This window comes from Candidatus Pelagibacter bacterium nBUS_28, assembly GCF_051200915.1.
GTDB lineage: Bacteria > Pseudomonadota > Alphaproteobacteria > Pelagibacterales > Pelagibacteraceae > Pelagibacter.
Genome location: NZ_CP172844.1, coordinates 642,826 through 657,526, shown reverse-complemented (window position 1 = coordinate 657,526; position 14,701 = coordinate 642,826). Strand labels below are relative to the sequence as shown.

17 protein-coding genes and 1 tRNA gene are annotated in these 14,701 nt (G+C 28.9%); 14 read left to right on the top strand and 4 right to left on the bottom strand.

Annotation, left to right across the window (positions count from 1 at the left end; translation table 11 throughout):
* Position 1 precedes the first annotated feature (1 nt).
* Positions 2-277 (bottom strand): sarcosine oxidase subunit delta, encoded by a 276-nt coding sequence (locus ACIJYC_RS03480; protein ID WP_297681931.1) that lies wholly within the window; start codon positions 275-277, stop codon positions 2-4.
* Positions 277-1,530 carry a sarcosine oxidase subunit beta family protein gene (locus tag ACIJYC_RS03475; protein WP_435167945.1) on the bottom strand — a complete coding sequence of 418 codons (1,254 nt, stop codon included), beginning with the start codon at positions 1,528-1,530 and terminating at the stop codon, positions 277-279. Before ACIJYC_RS03475 ends, ACIJYC_RS03480 begins: the two co-directional genes overlap by 1 nt.
* 66 nt (positions 1,531-1,596) lie before the next feature.
* Here ACIJYC_RS03475 and ACIJYC_RS03470 point away from each other — a divergent pair.
* Positions 1,597-1,688, top strand: a tRNA-Ser gene (locus tag ACIJYC_RS03470).
* Here the strand turns inward: ACIJYC_RS03470 and ACIJYC_RS03465 are convergent.
* Positions 1,689-3,917: a lytic transglycosylase domain-containing protein gene (locus ACIJYC_RS03465; RefSeq protein WP_435167942.1), complete on the bottom strand. Its 2,229-nt coding sequence runs from the start codon at positions 3,915-3,917 to the stop codon at positions 1,689-1,691. It abuts the tRNA gene before it with no gap.
* 43 nt (positions 3,918-3,960) lie between these two features.
* On the opposite strand from ACIJYC_RS03465, the gene dapA reads away from it, so the two are divergent.
* Genes dapA through recO form a run of 10 tightly spaced genes read left to right on the top strand, consistent with a single transcriptional unit; the run spans position 3,961 to position 11,289 of the window.
* Positions 3,961-4,842 carry a 4-hydroxy-tetrahydrodipicolinate synthase gene (gene dapA, locus ACIJYC_RS03460; protein ID WP_435167940.1) on the top strand — a complete coding sequence of 294 codons (882 nt, stop codon included), beginning with the start codon at positions 3,961-3,963 and terminating at the stop codon, positions 4,840-4,842.
* On the top strand, positions 4,842-5,312 hold the full coding sequence (gene smpB, locus ACIJYC_RS03455; protein WP_435167938.1) for an SsrA-binding protein SmpB: 471 nt from the start codon (positions 4,842-4,844) through the stop codon (positions 5,310-5,312). The genes dapA and smpB overlap by 1 nt, the downstream gene beginning before the upstream one ends.
* Positions 5,278-5,790 carry a 2-amino-4-hydroxy-6-hydroxymethyldihydropteridine diphosphokinase gene (folK, locus tag ACIJYC_RS03450; protein WP_435167935.1) on the top strand — a complete coding sequence of 171 codons (513 nt, stop codon included), beginning with the start codon at positions 5,278-5,280 and terminating at the stop codon, positions 5,788-5,790. Before smpB ends, folK begins: the two co-directional genes overlap by 35 nt.
* Positions 5,791-5,809: 19 nt before the next feature.
* Complete coding sequence (locus ACIJYC_RS03445) at positions 5,810-7,555, top strand: RelA/SpoT family protein (RefSeq protein ID WP_435167933.1); 1,746 nt, start codon at positions 5,810-5,812, stop codon at positions 7,553-7,555.
* Entirely contained in the window at positions 7,512-8,099 is a 588-nt protein-coding gene (gene pyrE / locus ACIJYC_RS03440) for an orotate phosphoribosyltransferase (RefSeq protein ID WP_435167930.1), read from the top strand. The genes ACIJYC_RS03445 and pyrE overlap by 44 nt, the downstream gene beginning before the upstream one ends.
* The gene (locus ACIJYC_RS03435) at positions 8,096-8,815 is read left to right on the top strand and encodes a pyridoxine 5'-phosphate synthase (RefSeq protein ID WP_435167927.1); all 720 of its coding nucleotides are present in this window, start codon (positions 8,096-8,098) and stop codon (positions 8,813-8,815) included. The genes pyrE and ACIJYC_RS03435 overlap by 4 nt, the downstream gene beginning before the upstream one ends.
* A 3-nt stretch (positions 8,816-8,818) precedes the next feature.
* Positions 8,819-9,205, top strand: coding sequence for a holo-ACP synthase (acpS, locus tag ACIJYC_RS03430; protein ID WP_435167924.1), 387 nt, complete (start codon positions 8,819-8,821; stop codon positions 9,203-9,205).
* Entirely contained in the window at positions 9,202-9,939 is a 738-nt protein-coding gene (gene lepB / locus ACIJYC_RS03425; protein ID WP_435167921.1) for a signal peptidase I, read from the top strand. Before acpS ends, lepB begins: the two co-directional genes overlap by 4 nt.
* Positions 9,939-10,601 (top strand): ribonuclease III, encoded by a 663-nt coding sequence (gene rnc / locus ACIJYC_RS03420; RefSeq protein ID WP_435167918.1) that lies wholly within the window; start codon positions 9,939-9,941, stop codon positions 10,599-10,601. Before lepB ends, rnc begins: the two co-directional genes overlap by 1 nt.
* A 7-nt stretch (positions 10,602-10,608) precedes the next feature.
* Complete coding sequence (gene recO / locus ACIJYC_RS03415; protein ID WP_435117715.1) at positions 10,609-11,289, top strand: DNA repair protein RecO; 681 nt, start codon at positions 10,609-10,611, stop codon at positions 11,287-11,289.
* Here the strand turns inward: recO and hemB are convergent, their stop codons facing one another.
* Positions 11,290-12,279 carry a porphobilinogen synthase gene (gene hemB, locus ACIJYC_RS03410; protein WP_435167915.1) on the bottom strand — a complete coding sequence of 330 codons (990 nt, stop codon included), beginning with the start codon at positions 12,277-12,279 and terminating at the stop codon, positions 11,290-11,292.
* 94 nt (positions 12,280-12,373) lie between these two features.
* Here hemB and ACIJYC_RS03405 point away from each other — a divergent pair, with 94 nt between their 5' ends.
* The 3 genes from ACIJYC_RS03405 to glyA are packed head-to-tail and all read left to right on the top strand — an operon-like array spanning position 12,374 to position 14,701.
* Positions 12,374-12,964 (top strand): aspartyl/asparaginyl beta-hydroxylase domain-containing protein, encoded by a 591-nt coding sequence (locus tag ACIJYC_RS03405; RefSeq protein ID WP_435167912.1) that lies wholly within the window; start codon positions 12,374-12,376, stop codon positions 12,962-12,964.
* 1 nt (position 12,965) lies between these two features.
* Entirely contained in the window at positions 12,966-13,391 is a 426-nt protein-coding gene (gene rpiB / locus ACIJYC_RS03400; RefSeq protein ID WP_435167909.1) for a ribose 5-phosphate isomerase B, read from the top strand.
* A gap of 2 nt (positions 13,392-13,393) precedes the next feature.
* Positions 13,394-14,701, top strand: a complete 1,308-nt coding sequence (gene glyA / locus ACIJYC_RS03395; protein WP_435167906.1) for a serine hydroxymethyltransferase — start codon at positions 13,394-13,396, stop codon at positions 14,699-14,701.

Below are 14,701 nucleotides of genomic sequence, written 5' to 3'. Positions count from 1 at the left end.
ATTATTGAGCAGGGGGCTTTTCACCCATTTTATAAGTTAAAATAATCTGATCGTTAGATGTATCTCTTACCATATTGAACCATTTTCTACATCCGTGTGCATGGTTCCATCTTTCAAATTGAACTCCTTTAATATTTTTTCTCATAAACAAATACTCAGCCCATTCATCATCACTTAATTCAGTTGGTTGTTTGGGTCTTTCTATATGCGCTTCACCACCAGCTTTAAATTCTTGATGGTCCCGTTCACCACAATATGGACAATTTATAATAAACATTAATGAGCAACCGCTGCTGCACCATGTTCATCAACAAGGTCACCACTTACAAATCTATTCAAATTAAATGCAGCATTCAATTTGTGAGGCTCATCATTAGCTATAGTGTGAGCAAACAAATCTCCTGAACCTGGTGTTGCTTTAAAACCACCTGTTCCCCATCCACAATTAAAATATAAACCTTTAATAGATGTTTTACTTAATATTGGACTAGCATCAGGACAAATATCAACTATTCCTCCCCATTGTCTAAGCATTCTCATCCTACTAAATATTGGGTAAAGTTCTAAAATTGCATTAAGTGTTCCCTCAACAATTTGATGACTACCTTTTTGGGAATATGAAACATAATCATCAGTCCCTGCACCTATTACCAATTCACCTTTATCAGATTGACTCACATAAGCATGTACTGCATTAGACATTACAACAGTATCAATTATTGGTTTAACTGGTTCCGAAACTAAAGCTTGTAATGGTTTACTTTCAAGAGGTAATCTTAAGCCAGCCATATTTGCAATAACACTAGAGTGACCAGCTGCTACTACACCAACTTTTTTTGTTTTAATAAAACCTTTTGTAGTTTCAATACCTTCTACACTATCACCATTTCTTTTAATTCCTTTTACTTCACAATTTTGAATTATATCTACACCTAGTTCATCAGCGCCTCTAGCGTAACCCCACGCAACAGCATCATGTCTTGCTGTACCAGCTCTTCTTTGAAGAGTGCCTCCTAATACTGGGTATCTAATATCTGGCGATGTATTAATGATTGGACAAAATTTTTTAACTTCTTCAGTACTAAGATAAACTGCATCAATGCCATTTAATCTATTGGCATGAGTTCTTCTCTTTAAATCTCTTACATCTTGTAAATTGTGTGCAAGATTCATAACTCCCCTTTGACTAAACATTACGTTATAGTTAAGTTCTTGTGATAAACTTTCCCAAATTTTTAGTGCATGATCGTAAAGACCAGCGCTTGCGTCCCATAAATAATTTGATCTTATTATTGTTGTATTTCTTCCAGTATTACCACCTCCAATCCAACCTTTTTCGACAACGGCAATATTTTTTATATTGTGTTTTTTAGCTAGATAATATGCTGTAGCCAACCCATGACCACCACCACCAATAATAACAGCATCGTATTCTTTCTTAGGTGCAGGGTCTCTCCAAGCTCTTTGCCAGTTTTCATGATAACTAAATGCATTTTTAATCAGTGAAAATATTGAGTAATTGTTTTTCATTATTAGCCAATAATTACTTTATAAATATTGAATATTCAATACAATCGGATATATCAATGTCGCAGTGGAAGAGTGGGTGAGAGGCTGAAACCAGTCGTTTGCTAAATGACCGTGCGGGGAAACTTGTACCGAGGGTTCGAATCCCTCCTCTTCCGCCATTAATATAATGGATGGTCCTTAAAAAAGTCTTTCATAGGGATTGGTTTTTTTTCCAATATATATCTATACACATTATAATTCTCTAAAACACGTTGAACATAATTCCTTGTTTCTCGAAATTTAATTAACTCCACCCAATCAACATAATTAATTTGTTTTTTTTGAGGATTTTTATTAATTTTTTTCCAATACTTAACTCTATTGGGACCAGCATTATAAGCGGCTGTAGCAAAAGGGTAGGCACCATCATATTGGAGTATCAAACCAGCAATGTAGTGAGATCCTAAATTAATATTATATTCTGGATCAGTTGTTAATCTTGATTTCACATAAGGTAGTTTAGCTTGTTTTGAAACTAGTTTTGCAGTGTAAGGCATTAGTTGCATTAAACCTTTTGCACCTGCGTGACTATTAGCACTTAAATCAAATTCACTTTCTTGCCTGATAATAGAAAGGATAAAAGCACTTTCAGGAATTTTTCTACCATTAATAGTTTTAGGTGTACTAATTATTGGATAATTAAATCTATTATGAAATCTTTTTTGGTAAGAAGCTATCTTAGATACCTGTATTGCAAAATCATATCTTTCAATATTTGTTGCAAGTTCAGCAGCCAAAACTTCGCTACCTTTTACTATATTATCATTTGCAAGATGTCTTAAAATAAATTTAGTATATTTATCTTTTTTTAATTCATCTAAAAGATAGACAATTTTAACTAGTTCTTTATTAAAAAAAATATAACGATACTTATTGTCAACTTCCATATCTTTTTTTAGTTCAAATTTTCCATTAGGATTTAATTTTAAAAAAGCTAATTGACCATAATATGTTGTTAAATATTTTGCTGCTTCTTGATACCATTTATTAGATTGCTCCCTTTCACCTAAATTTTCATAAGATCTAGCAAGCCAATAAGCACCTCTAGATGTGCTGATAGGATAGCTTACGTTGTTATAAAAATTTTGAAAATGATCCTTTGCAGTTAGAGGGTCGTTTAAAAAACTCAAAGAAATCCATCCACTCATCCATTCAGCAGCCGCAAAATCTGATCCTTCAGTCATTCCATGATTACTTGATATTTTATAAGCAATCTCATATTTCTTTTTATAAATAAGTGCTCTGGAAATTATTTCACGTTCTTTCCACCATTTATCAGGCATTACTAAATAATCCTTGTCATTTCTAATTTTAAGTAAAATTTCTGCAGAAGAGTCTACTCGGCCTTTTTTCCTTCTCCATTTTAATCTATCAAAATTTAATCCCGCATCATTTTTAAATTTTTCGGGGACATTTTTAATTGCTTGGTCAACTCCATAGCCTTTACTTATTAATACTTGTCTTGCAGTGTATAAAAGTTCATAATCTTTGGGTAGGTATCGTGTTATCCTTTTAAGATCCCAATATTTACCATTCCAAGCAAGATAATCAGCTCTTTTGATATAATCTTCTGCATTTAGATATTTTTTATATTTTTTTCTAAAAAATTTTACATCATTCTTGGATAATTTTGCTGTGATCCACCCTTCTTTTATTAGATTTGTTCCCTTAGTTTTATTTCCAGTTAGAATATAACTTTCACCAAGTATCATTTTTCCATATCCTGAAACAGGCTCATTTTGATTAAACCAATTGATTATTTTTTTAGGAGATATTTGTGATGTAGATAGTTTATGTTCTGCAAGAGATCTTAATTTATCCATTCTAGGATAATCACTGTTTCTATCTATAAAAACCTTGTAGTCAAAAAAAGAAGCTTGGTTACCTGGAGTTGATAAGTATCTCCACTGAATAAAATTATATATTGATTTATCTTTAGCTTTTTTTGCAATTTTTAGTGATGATGTCCATCTACTTTTTTGCATTTCAGATATTGCTTTTCTTGCAATATTAAAATCTTTTTTGCTGTAATATTTTGAGATTTTAATACTTCTAGATTTATTTAATCCAGCTATTGATGGTTTCTTTTCTGGAATTTTAAAAGATAATTTCTTAACCTTTTTTATCTTTTTAACTTCTGTAATTTTTTTTTCTTTTAATTCAATATTTTCAGTTTTTTTGGGCTTCTTTATCGGTTTTAAAATGTTTTTAGATATTTTTTTCTTTATTTCTTTTTCAGTTAGAGAAGGTTTTTGAATAGGAATTATTAAAGGTGTTTCAGCTAAAATGTAATTAAAGTTTATTAAGATTGATATCAACAAGCCAATAAATAATAATTTTTTAAGCATAATGTTTTAGTATATGAATCTACAAACTATGTTATAAGTATTTATGTTCAAAGGATCAAATGTTGCTTTAATCACACCGTTTAAAAATAATAGGTTAGATGAGGATGCTTATATAAAATTAATTCATTTTCATATGGATAATGGTACTAGTGGTTTAGTCCCTGCTGGGACTACTGGAGAGTCTCCAACACTTAGTCATCAAGAACATCAAAGAGTTATTGATTTATGTATAAAAGAAAGCAATGGACGAATACCTGTAATTGCAGGCACTGGATCTAACTCAACAGAAGAAGCAATATCACTAACTACTCACGCTGAAAAAGCTGGAGCTAATGGAGCTTTAGTTGTTACACCGTATTATAATAAACCAACTCAAGAAGGTCTGTATCAACATTATAAAGCAATTAATGATAAATGTGGAATTCCAATTATTATTTACAATATACCTGGGAGGTCAGTAATTGATATGTCAGTTGACACAATGGCAAGATTATTTGAATTAAAAAATATTGTTGGTGTTAAAGATGCAACTGGTGACCTAGATAGAGTTGATCAACAACTTTCTAAAATAGGAAAAGAATTCATTCAATTGACCGGTAATGATGATAATGCATTTGAATTTAATAAAAGAGGTGGAGTTGGAACTATTAGTGTAACCGCAAATATTGCTCCTAAATTATGTTCTGATTTTCAAAAACTATCAGTCTCTAATGATTCAAACGATATTAATGAAGCAGATAAATTAGATAAGACATTACAACCAGTTCATAGCGCCATGTTTATTGAAAGTAATCCTAGTCCAGTTAAGTATGCAGCCAAGTTAATGAATTTATGTGATGATGCAGTTAGGTTACCTTTAGTCAAAACATCTGAAAATGCCAAACCTGTAATCAAAAAAGCTTTAGAGTTAGCAAAATTGATTTAATGAATAAGAAAACCAATCCTGGTTTAAAAATTATTTGTTTAAATAGAAAAGCAAGTTTCAATTATTTTTTTGAAGATCTCTTAGAGGCTGGTATCGTTCTCAAAGGGTCAGAAATTAAATCTATTAGAGATGGAAAAATAAATATAGCCGACTCTTATGCTGTTGAAAAAAATGGTGAATTAATTTTAATTAATTCTCATATATCTGCTTATAAACAGGCAAGTTATTCTAATCATAACCCAACAGATGAAAGAAAACTTTTATTGAATAAAAAAGAAATCAATAAATTAATAGGTAAAATGCAAAGAGATGGATTTACCATTGTTCCTACAAAAATGTATTTTAAAAAAGGTAAAGTAAAAGTTGAGTTAGCAGTAGCAAAAGGTAAAAAGCAATTTGATAAAAGAGCTACTAAAAAAAATAGAGATTGGAATCGTGACAAAGCAAGATACATCAGAAAATCAAGCTAAAAATATTTTTTTAGGCATAGGATCAAATTTAGGAAATAGAATAACTAACATTGAAATGGCTAAGTCGCTTTTATTACAAAATAATATTAATTTTATTTCTGTATCTAATTATTATGAGACTCCATCTTGGCCAGATCCAAATAAACCAAAATTTTTAAATATTGTTCTGAAGGTTTTTTGTAAACTTAAGCCTTTGGAATTGTTAAAGTTATGCAAAATTATAGAAGTTAAATTAGGAAGAAAAAAAAATTATAAAAATTCTCCTAGAACTTGCGACATAGATATCATTGATTTTGATGGAATAGTTTTAAAAGGTACATTAAATCTACCTCATTCTAGGATGCATGAAAGAAGTTTCGTTTTATTTCCTTTATTTGATCTTAAAAAGGATTGGGTTCATCCAGTTAAAAAAACCAATATAAAAAAGCTAATTTTTTCACTCTCAAATAAAGATATTAGATCTATTAATCAAATTTGAATTAATGTTATAATAAGAAATGCTTAATTCGAACGATTTAATAAATAAAGTAAAGGTTTATAATAAATTTTTAAATCCTGAGAGATTAGACAAAGCTTTTAATTTTGCTGTTAAAGCACACCAAAATCAAAAAAGAGCCTCAGGTGACCCTTACTCAGTTCACCCAATCGAGGTAGCAAATATTTTAACAGAGTTAAAATTAGATAGTGCAACAATTACTACTGGCTTACTTCATGACACAATAGAAGATACTTTCGCAACCTACGAAACCATAAAAAATGAATTTGGTGATGAAGTTGCTGATTTAGTTAATGGTGTTACAAAAATCTCAGTTTTTGAGAATACAGCAAGTTCCAATTCTAAAGTAGAAAATTTTAGAAAATTAATTTTAGCCACTTCAAAAGATATAAGAGTTTTGTTGGTTAAAATTGCAGATCGTCTTCATAATATGAGAACAATTAAGGCAATTCCTAAAATAGAGAAGAGGCAAAGAATAGCTCAAGAGACTATGGAGATTTATGCTCCTTTAGCTGATAGAATGGGAATGCATAGAATAAGAGATGAATTGGAAGACCTCTCTTTTGAAATTTTAAACAATCAAGCTAGAGAATTAATAAAAAAAAAATTAGATGAAATAAAATCAGATAAAAAAGATTTATTCGAGTCACTTTCATTTGAGTTAAGTGAAATATTAAATGACAATCATATTAATGCAGAAATACATGGGCGTGAAAAAACACCTTTCTCAATTTGGCGTAAAGTTCAAAAAAAAAGAATTTCATTAGAGCAAATTACAGATATCATCGGATTTAGAATTACTCTATCTACTGTTGATGAGTGTTATAAAACTTTGGGCATATTTCATAAAAAATGGAATTGTATACCTGGTAAATTCAAAGACTATATATCATCACCAAAAATAAACGGTTATAAATCACTTCATACGTCAGTAATTGGGTCTAATAAAAAACCAATTGAAATACAAATAAGAACACATGAAATGCATGAGTTTGCTGAAAGAGGAGTGGCTTCTCATTGGAAATATAAGTCTTCAGAAAAATTTAACTCTTTAAGTTGGAAAGAATATGACTGGCTAAAAGATCTCGTTGAAATTATCGAAAGAAATGAAAATCCAGAACATTCTTATGAATATACTAAACTTCAAATGTTCCAAGAAAATGTCTTTTGTTTTACTCCCAAGGGATCAGTTATTAAATTACCAAAAGATGCGACCCCAATAGATTTTGCGTATGCCGTACATACAAAAATAGGAAACACTGCTATCGGATGCGAAATTAATGGAAATAAATCAGAACTACAGGAAGTATTAAGAAATGGAGATAGAGTAAATATAATTACATCTAAAAATCAATCACCCTCACTTCATTGGATTCCAACTACTAAAACAGGAAAAGCAAGAGCTGCAATTAGAAGATATTGGCATGACAAAGGTGAACAAAAAGAGGAAAAAGCAAAGAAATATAATACAACTTTATGGATTTCATTACCCGATCAACCAGGTCAATTAGGTGATATAAGCTCATTGATTGGTAGCCATAAACTTAATATTTCAAATGTTGAAATGGCTGGAAAAAATACAAAGTATATTAACTTTAAATTTAAATTAATTATTACTAATTTAAAAAACTTTACAAATTTTATTGCAGAGCTTAAGCAAAAGAGTATAAAATTTAAGATAATTAGACACGAAGATAAAAGAAATGCTTTCACTCAAAAAATCCTTAAATATTTTAAAAAAGACTGATGCTCTTTTAGAAGGACATTTTGTATTATCTTCTGGACTACATTCATCAAAATACATTCAATGTGCAAAACTTTTAAGTTTTCCATTTTTGGCTGAAAAAATTTGCAAATCTCTAGCTAATAAAATTAAAAAAAAGTACAAAAAAATTGATTTAATTTTAGCTCCAGCGATGGGAGGTGTAATCATTGGTTATGAAATCGGTAAACTTTTAAAAAAAGAAACAATATTTTGTGAGCGTGTAAATGGTAAATTTAAATTAAGAAGAGGATTTAGTATTAAAAAAGGAGCAAAGGTCTTAATTATTGAAGATGTCATAACTACCGGAAAATCTAGTTTGGAATGCGTTAAACTAATAAAAAAAGCAAATGCAAAACTTTTAGGGTTTGCCTCTATAATAGATAGATCAACAACAAAGTCTCTGAAAATTAAAACTGGAATTATATCACACCTAAAAATCGATGTTCCAACATTTGACGCAAAACAACTACCTCAAGATTTAAAATCAATACCCATAACTACACCTGGAAGCAGATTTATTAAGTGAAAAGATTAGGAATAAATATTGACCACGTAGCTACCGTAAGAAATGCTAGGGGCGAAAGTCATCCAGATCCATATTATGCAGCTTTACACGTTATTAAAATGGGTGCTGACTCAGTAACCATTCATTTAAGAGAAGATAGAAGACATATTAATGATTTAGATGCTAAAAAAATTTGTAAAACAAAAAAAGTTTTAGTTAACCTTGAAATTTCAATCAATGATAAGATTGTTAAAAATGCTCTAAAAATTAAACCAGATTATATTTGTCTTGTTCCTGAAAATCGAAAAGAAGTAACTACAGAAGGTGGATTAAATCTTGTAAAATACAAGAAAAAATTAAAAAATATTATTGAGAAATTCAAAAAAAATAAAATACGAACTAGTTTATTTATCAACCCATCAATTAAAGATATAAGATTATCGAAGGAACTGAACGCAGACTGTGTTGAAATCCATACCGGTAGAATATCAAACTTAGTAAAATCAAAAAAGAAATATAATGAAGAATTAAATAGAATTAAAAAATGTTCTATCTTAGCAAATCAACTTAATATCGAAGTTCATGCTGGACATGGATTGGATTACAAAACTACAAAAATATTAACTAAAATTAAAGAAATTGAGGAATTTAATATAGGTCATTTTATTATTGGAGAGTCAATATTTATTGGTCTTTCAAATGTAATTAAAAAATTTAAAAGAATAATTAAAAATTAAATTATGAAAATTTTAGGTATTGGTGTCGATATCATCCAAAATAATAGAATTAAAAAATCGATCAAAAATCATAAATTTAGAGATAGGATTTACAGTAAAAATGAACTTGAGCTATCAGTTTCTTCAAAAAATAAAATTGGGTATTTTTCTAAAAGATTTGCTGCAAAAGAGGCTTTTGCAAAAGCTCTAGGCACAGGATTTAGAAATAACTTAAATTTTAAAGATATAGAAATTATGAACGATAAATTTGGTAAACCTTATTATTCAAAGACTAAAAAAATAACACAATTAATAAGAAAACAATTTAAAGTTAAAAATTTTAAATGTTTTTTATCTATTTCAGATGAAAAAGAGTATTCAACAGCATTTACAATAATTCAATCGATATGAAACTAGAAAAAAATTTTTTTTCTGAAAATATAAAGACTCTTTTTTATGCCTTAGTAATTGCTGTAATAATAAGATCTCTTTTTATTCAACCATTTTATATTCCATCATCATCAATGGAACCTACATTGCTTGTTGGAGACAGGCTTTTTGTTACTAAGTATTCTTATGGCTACAGTAAACACTCATTTCCATTTAGCCCACCTATTTTAAGTAAAAGGATTTTTTTTAATGCCCCAGAAAGAGGTGATGTAATAGTTTTTAAAACACCTGCAGATAATAGAACGGATTATATTAAGAGACTGATAGGACTTCCAGGTGATAGAGTTCAGTTTATTGATGCAAACTTATATTTAAATAATAGTGAGATTTTAAAATCAAAAATTTCAAATAAAATAAAAATAAATTGTGGAAATAGGATTATCGATGTTTATAGGTTTGAAGAAAAATTACCAAATGGTAAAAAATTTCATACAGTTTATTTAAAAGATTATACATATCAAAACTCAGACGTCTTTGAGGTTCCTCATGATCATTATTTTTTTCTTGGAGATAACAGAGACTGTTCAAAAGATAGTAGATTTTTATCAAGCGTTGGATATGTTCATAAAGATAATCTTGTTGGTAAAGCACAATTTATTTTTTTTTCGTCAGACAGAAAAGAGGGTAGTATTTTTACTTTTTGGAAATGGCATAAATCTATTAGATTTGATAGAACATTTGATCGTATTAATTGATGAAAATTAACTATCAGGATTTACAAACAAAAATCAAAGTTAAATTTAAAGATTTAGATTTACTAATTAAATCACTTACGCATAAAAGTTTTGACTCAAAAAATAATAACGAAAAAATTGAGTTTTTAGGTGACAGAGTTTTAGGATTAGTTATTGCTAAAAAACTTTTAGAAATATATCCAGATGAAAAAGAGGGTATACTTGATAAAAAATTTGCATCATTAGTAAATAAAAAGACGTGCTTAGAAATTGCAAAAAAAATTAACTTAGATAAATATATTTTAACTTTTAATCCCAATAATAAAAAAATAAGAATTGAAGATAAAATTGTCTCTGATAGTTGTGAAGCGTTAATTGGAGCAATTTATCTTGATAAAAATTTAGCAATAGCTGAAAAGGTAATCTTGAATCTTTGGAAAAATCATATCAAAGAAAGTGTTATTACCCAAATTGATGCAAAAACAACTCTTCAAGAATTAACATTAAAAAATTTTAAAAAACTTCCAGTTTATAAACTCATCTCAAATACTGGGCCACGACACAAACCTTCATTTAAAGTTGGTGTTAAACTTCCAAATACAAAATATTTTTTTGGCCTAGGTAAATCAAAAAAAGATGCTGAACAAAATGCTGCAATAGAATGTCTAAAAAGTATAAGATGAAGTTATTATGAATTGGATTGATGAAGGTTTTTTAATTAGTAAAAACAGATATAGTGAAAATTCTTTAATAGCTGAAATATATACAAAAGATCGGGGAAAGATATCAGGTATAATTTTTGGAGGTACTTCAAAAAAAATTAAAAATTATCTTCAAATAGGTAATAGGCTTCATGTAAATTATAGTTCTAAAAATGACAATAGAATTGGATACTTTAAAGCAGAAATTTTAAACGCATATAGCCCTTTATATTTTGACCATAAACAAAAATTATCATGTATTACTTCAGCAACTAATTTGATTAAAATTCTTACTGTAGACTCACAATCAAATATTAAAGTTTATCAAATAATTGAAAATCTTTTTTTAATACTGAATGATAAAGATTGGCTTAAAAAATATATTTTTTGGGAATTAGATTTACTAAAAGTTTTAGGTTACGATTTGGAATTAAAAAATCTTGTTGAAAAAGATATTGTTGATAACAAAACTATCTATTTTGCAACTTCATCAACAGAAAAAAAATATGTTCCTAATTTTTTGATTGAAAAAGATATTGAAGTTAATGATTTAAAAACTTTATTGAATGGGTTAAAATTAGTTGGTGATTATTTAGATAAAACTATATTGAAACCAAATAATATAAACTATCCAAGTAGTAGACTATTATTTATTAATTCTTTAAAGTAATTATTTTAAGATTTCATCAATTCTATCAGCGTAATAACTTACAATAGCATTGGCGCCAGCTCTTTTAAAAGCCATTAAGCTCTCAACAACAGCATCCTCATTAACTAATTTTTTTTGAATAGCATTTGATATTAAACTGTACTCACCTGAAACTTGATAGGCAAATACTGGTATTTTAAACTTGTCTTTTACTGATTTGATAATATCTAAATAAGGCATTCCCGGTTTAACCATCACCATGTCAGCACCTTCTCTAATATCTAGAGCAACCTCTCTTAAAGCTTCATCGCTATTTCTAAAATCCATTTGATATGTTTTTTTATCTCCTTTTAATGATCCTTTAGATCCTACAGCATCTCTAAATGGTCCATAAAAACTTGAGGCATATTTTGCAGCATAAGATAAAATTTGAACATTTTGATAGTTTGATTTATCAAGAGCTTTTCTTATTTTCCCTATTCTGCCATCCATCATGTCTGATGGAGCCAATACATTACAACCCATTTCTGCTTGCAATATTGATTGATTTATTAAAACTTCTATTGTTTCATCATTTATAACCTGATTTGATTTAATTAATCCATCATGTCCATGAGAGGTATAGGGGTCTAAAGCTACGTCACACATGATACCAATCTGATTTTTATATCTTTTTTTTATTTCTAATATCGCTCTACAAACCAAGTTGTTTTCGTTAAGTGACTCTGAGCCAATTTCATCTTTTAAATTATTTTTAGTTTTTGGAAAAAGAGCAACCATTGGTATTTCATTTCTAATTGCTTTATCAATGATTTGGGACAACCTGTTAATTGTATATCTATAAACACCTGGCATAGATTTAATTGATTCTTTCTTATTAGATCCATCGATTAAAAATATAGGCAATATGAAGTCACTTGGACTAAGAGTATTTTCTTGAGTTAGCTTTCTTGACCAAGAATACTTTCTATTGCGTCTAAGTCTCAAGCTTGGGTATTTTCCTGTGATCATGTTTTAATTTTCTTTAAAAATGCGACAAATGTAATATACAAATATAATTCAAAAAGAGTATTAAACAATTAATTAGGGTAAAAAAATATACATAATGACGCTAGATTTTCAAGATTTTCAAAAACAAGACATAAAATTTAACATATCTGAATTACAAAAGGCATATAGAGAAATTATAAACATCAAAAATTTTGATGGACCAGAAGGTATTAGTAATTTTGGAGCAATATCTCTCACACAGATACCTGGTAACCCAGACTCAATAAAAGGTCATAAAGCAAGAGGAGTTTTTTGGACTTATCCTGACTCTTCGGGAAAAGAACAGATAAGAGATGAAAAAATTAATGAGGCTGCTTATTCAGAATTTATTGAGGACTACAAAAATACCTACTTTAAAGAAGTGTTTGATGTTTTGTCCTCAAAATATAAATTAGGAAGAGTTAGAATTTTATTAAAACAACCTAGATCAACATTAAGTTGGCATAGAGATCCAGAGCCTAGATTGCATATACCAATAATTACAAACCCTGGATGTCATATGGTTATAGATAATGTTGCTAAACATTTGCCAGCCGATGGTTCTGTGTGGATTACTAATAATACTAAATATCATAATGCGTTTAATGGAGGTGAAGAAAATAGAATTCACCTAGTAGCTTGCGTATTGGATCATAAATTTAATTAATTTGATAAAAATATTTATTTCATCAGATCACGCTGGATATAGATTAAAAGAACAAATAAAATTACATTTATCAAAAAAGAAAATATCATTTAAAGATATGGGTCCATATAATGATGATAGAGTTGATTATCCTGATTTTGCGCACAAAGTAGCTAAAAAAGTTAAAACTAACAAAAATAACTTTGGTATTTTGGTTTGTGGTTCAGGGATGGGAATGAATATTGCGGCAAATAGACATAAAAATATTCGTGCTGCACAATGTTTTAATTTAAAATCAACGAAATTATCTAGATTGCATAATGATGCGAATATTATTACATTGGGCTCAAGGTTACTGAATAAAAAATTAGCATTAACCTGTGTTATCGCCTTTTTAAATACAAAATTTGAAGGTGGACGACACTTAAAACGAATAAATAAAATATAATTATGTCTAGTGAAAAAAATTATTTAAACGATAGCTATAGAAGTTTTTTTGAGGACAGTTTATCTTTAAAAGATCCTGAACTTTATAAAGCTATTAATGATGAGTTAATAAGACAACAGCAACATATTGAATTAATTGCATCTGAAAATATAGTTTCTCAAGCTGTATTAGAGGCTCAAGGATCTGTTTTAACTAATAAATATGCAGAGGGTTATCCTGGTAAAAGATACTACAATGGTTGTGAACATGTTGATGTTGCTGAAAATCTTGCAATTGAAAGATTAAAGAAATTATTTAATTGTGAATTTGCAAATGCTCAACCTCATTCTGGAGCACAAGCTAATGGGGCAGTATTTTTAGCTTTATTAAATCCAGGAGATACATTCATGGGAATGAGTTTAAACTCTGGTGGTCACATTACCCATGGATTAAAAATTTCAATGTCAGGTAAATGGTTTAATGCGATTAGTTACGATGTTGATAAAGAGTCTGAATTAATTGATTATGATAATGTTGAAAAACTCGCTTTAGAACATAAACCTAAATTAATTATCGCTGGTGGAAGTGCTTATTCTAGAGTTATAGATTTTAAAAGATTTAGGGAAATAGCAGATAAAGTAGGAGCATATTTAATGGTTGATATGGCTCACTTCTCAGGTTTGGTTGCAGGTAAAGGTTACCCTAACCCTTGTGATTATGCACATGTAGTAACTTCAACAACTCATAAAGTGTTTAGAAGTGCAAGAGGTGGAATAATTTTAACCAATCATGAAGATCTCGCTAAAAAATTTAATACTGCTGTCTTTCCAGGGTATCAAGGTGGACCTTTAATGCATATTATTGCAGCTAAAGCGGCTGGCTTTTTAGAAGCATTACAACCTGAGTTCAAAGATTATATTAAATCAGTTTTAGCAAATGCAAAGATGTTAGCTGAAACTTTAAAAAATAATGGATTCAAAATTTACTCAGATGGTACAGATACACATTTAATGTTAGTAGACCTAAGACCTTATAATGTTAAAGGTAATCTTGCAGCAGAAAGTTTATCAAGAGCAAATATTACATGTAATAAAAACGGAATTCCTTTCGATACTGAAAAACCAATGATAACTTCAGGTATAAGATTAGGTACACAAGCTGCAACTACTAGAGGTTTTGGACTCAATGAATTTAAAACTGTAGGTGAATTGATTACTAAAACTTTAAAAGGTTTATCTGAAAATCCAACTGATAATAGCAAAGTAGAGAATGAAGTAAAAAATGAAGTTATTTCTTTAACTTCATCATTTCCGATATATAAGAACTTATAA

Bases quoted from the DNA above. Each gene is read 5' to 3' on its own strand.
- ACIJYC_RS03480 (WP_297681931.1), bottom strand. From the start codon at position 277: ATGTTTATTATAAATTGTCCATATTGTGGTGAACGGGACCATCAAGAA.
- ACIJYC_RS03475 (WP_435167945.1), bottom strand. From the start codon at position 1,530: ATGAAAAACAATTACTCAATATTTTCACTGATTAAAAATGCATTTAGT.
- ACIJYC_RS03465 (WP_435167942.1), bottom strand. From the start codon at position 3,917: ATGCTTAAAAAATTATTATTTATTGGCTTGTTGATATCAATCTTAATA.
- dapA (WP_435167940.1), top strand. From the start codon at position 3,961: ATGTTCAAAGGATCAAATGTTGCTTTAATCACACCGTTTAAAAATAAT.
- smpB (WP_435167938.1), top strand. From the start codon at position 4,842: ATGAATAAGAAAACCAATCCTGGTTTAAAAATTATTTGTTTAAATAGA.
- ACIJYC_RS03445 (WP_435167933.1), top strand. From the start codon at position 5,810: ATGCTTAATTCGAACGATTTAATAAATAAAGTAAAGGTTTATAATAAA.
- pyrE (WP_435167930.1), top strand. From the start codon at position 7,512: ATGCTTTCACTCAAAAAATCCTTAAATATTTTAAAAAAGACTGATGCT.
- acpS (WP_435167924.1), top strand. From the start codon at position 8,819: ATGAAAATTTTAGGTATTGGTGTCGATATCATCCAAAATAATAGAATT.
- lepB (WP_435167921.1), top strand. From the start codon at position 9,202: ATGAAACTAGAAAAAAATTTTTTTTCTGAAAATATAAAGACTCTTTTT.
- rnc (WP_435167918.1), top strand. From the start codon at position 9,939: ATGAAAATTAACTATCAGGATTTACAAACAAAAATCAAAGTTAAATTT.
- recO (WP_435117715.1), top strand. From the start codon at position 10,609: ATGAATTGGATTGATGAAGGTTTTTTAATTAGTAAAAACAGATATAGT.
- hemB (WP_435167915.1), bottom strand. From the start codon at position 12,279: ATGATCACAGGAAAATACCCAAGCTTGAGACTTAGACGCAATAGAAAG.
- ACIJYC_RS03405 (WP_435167912.1), top strand. From the start codon at position 12,374: ATGACGCTAGATTTTCAAGATTTTCAAAAACAAGACATAAAATTTAAC.
- glyA (WP_435167906.1), top strand. From the start codon at position 13,394: ATGTCTAGTGAAAAAAATTATTTAAACGATAGCTATAGAAGTTTTTTT.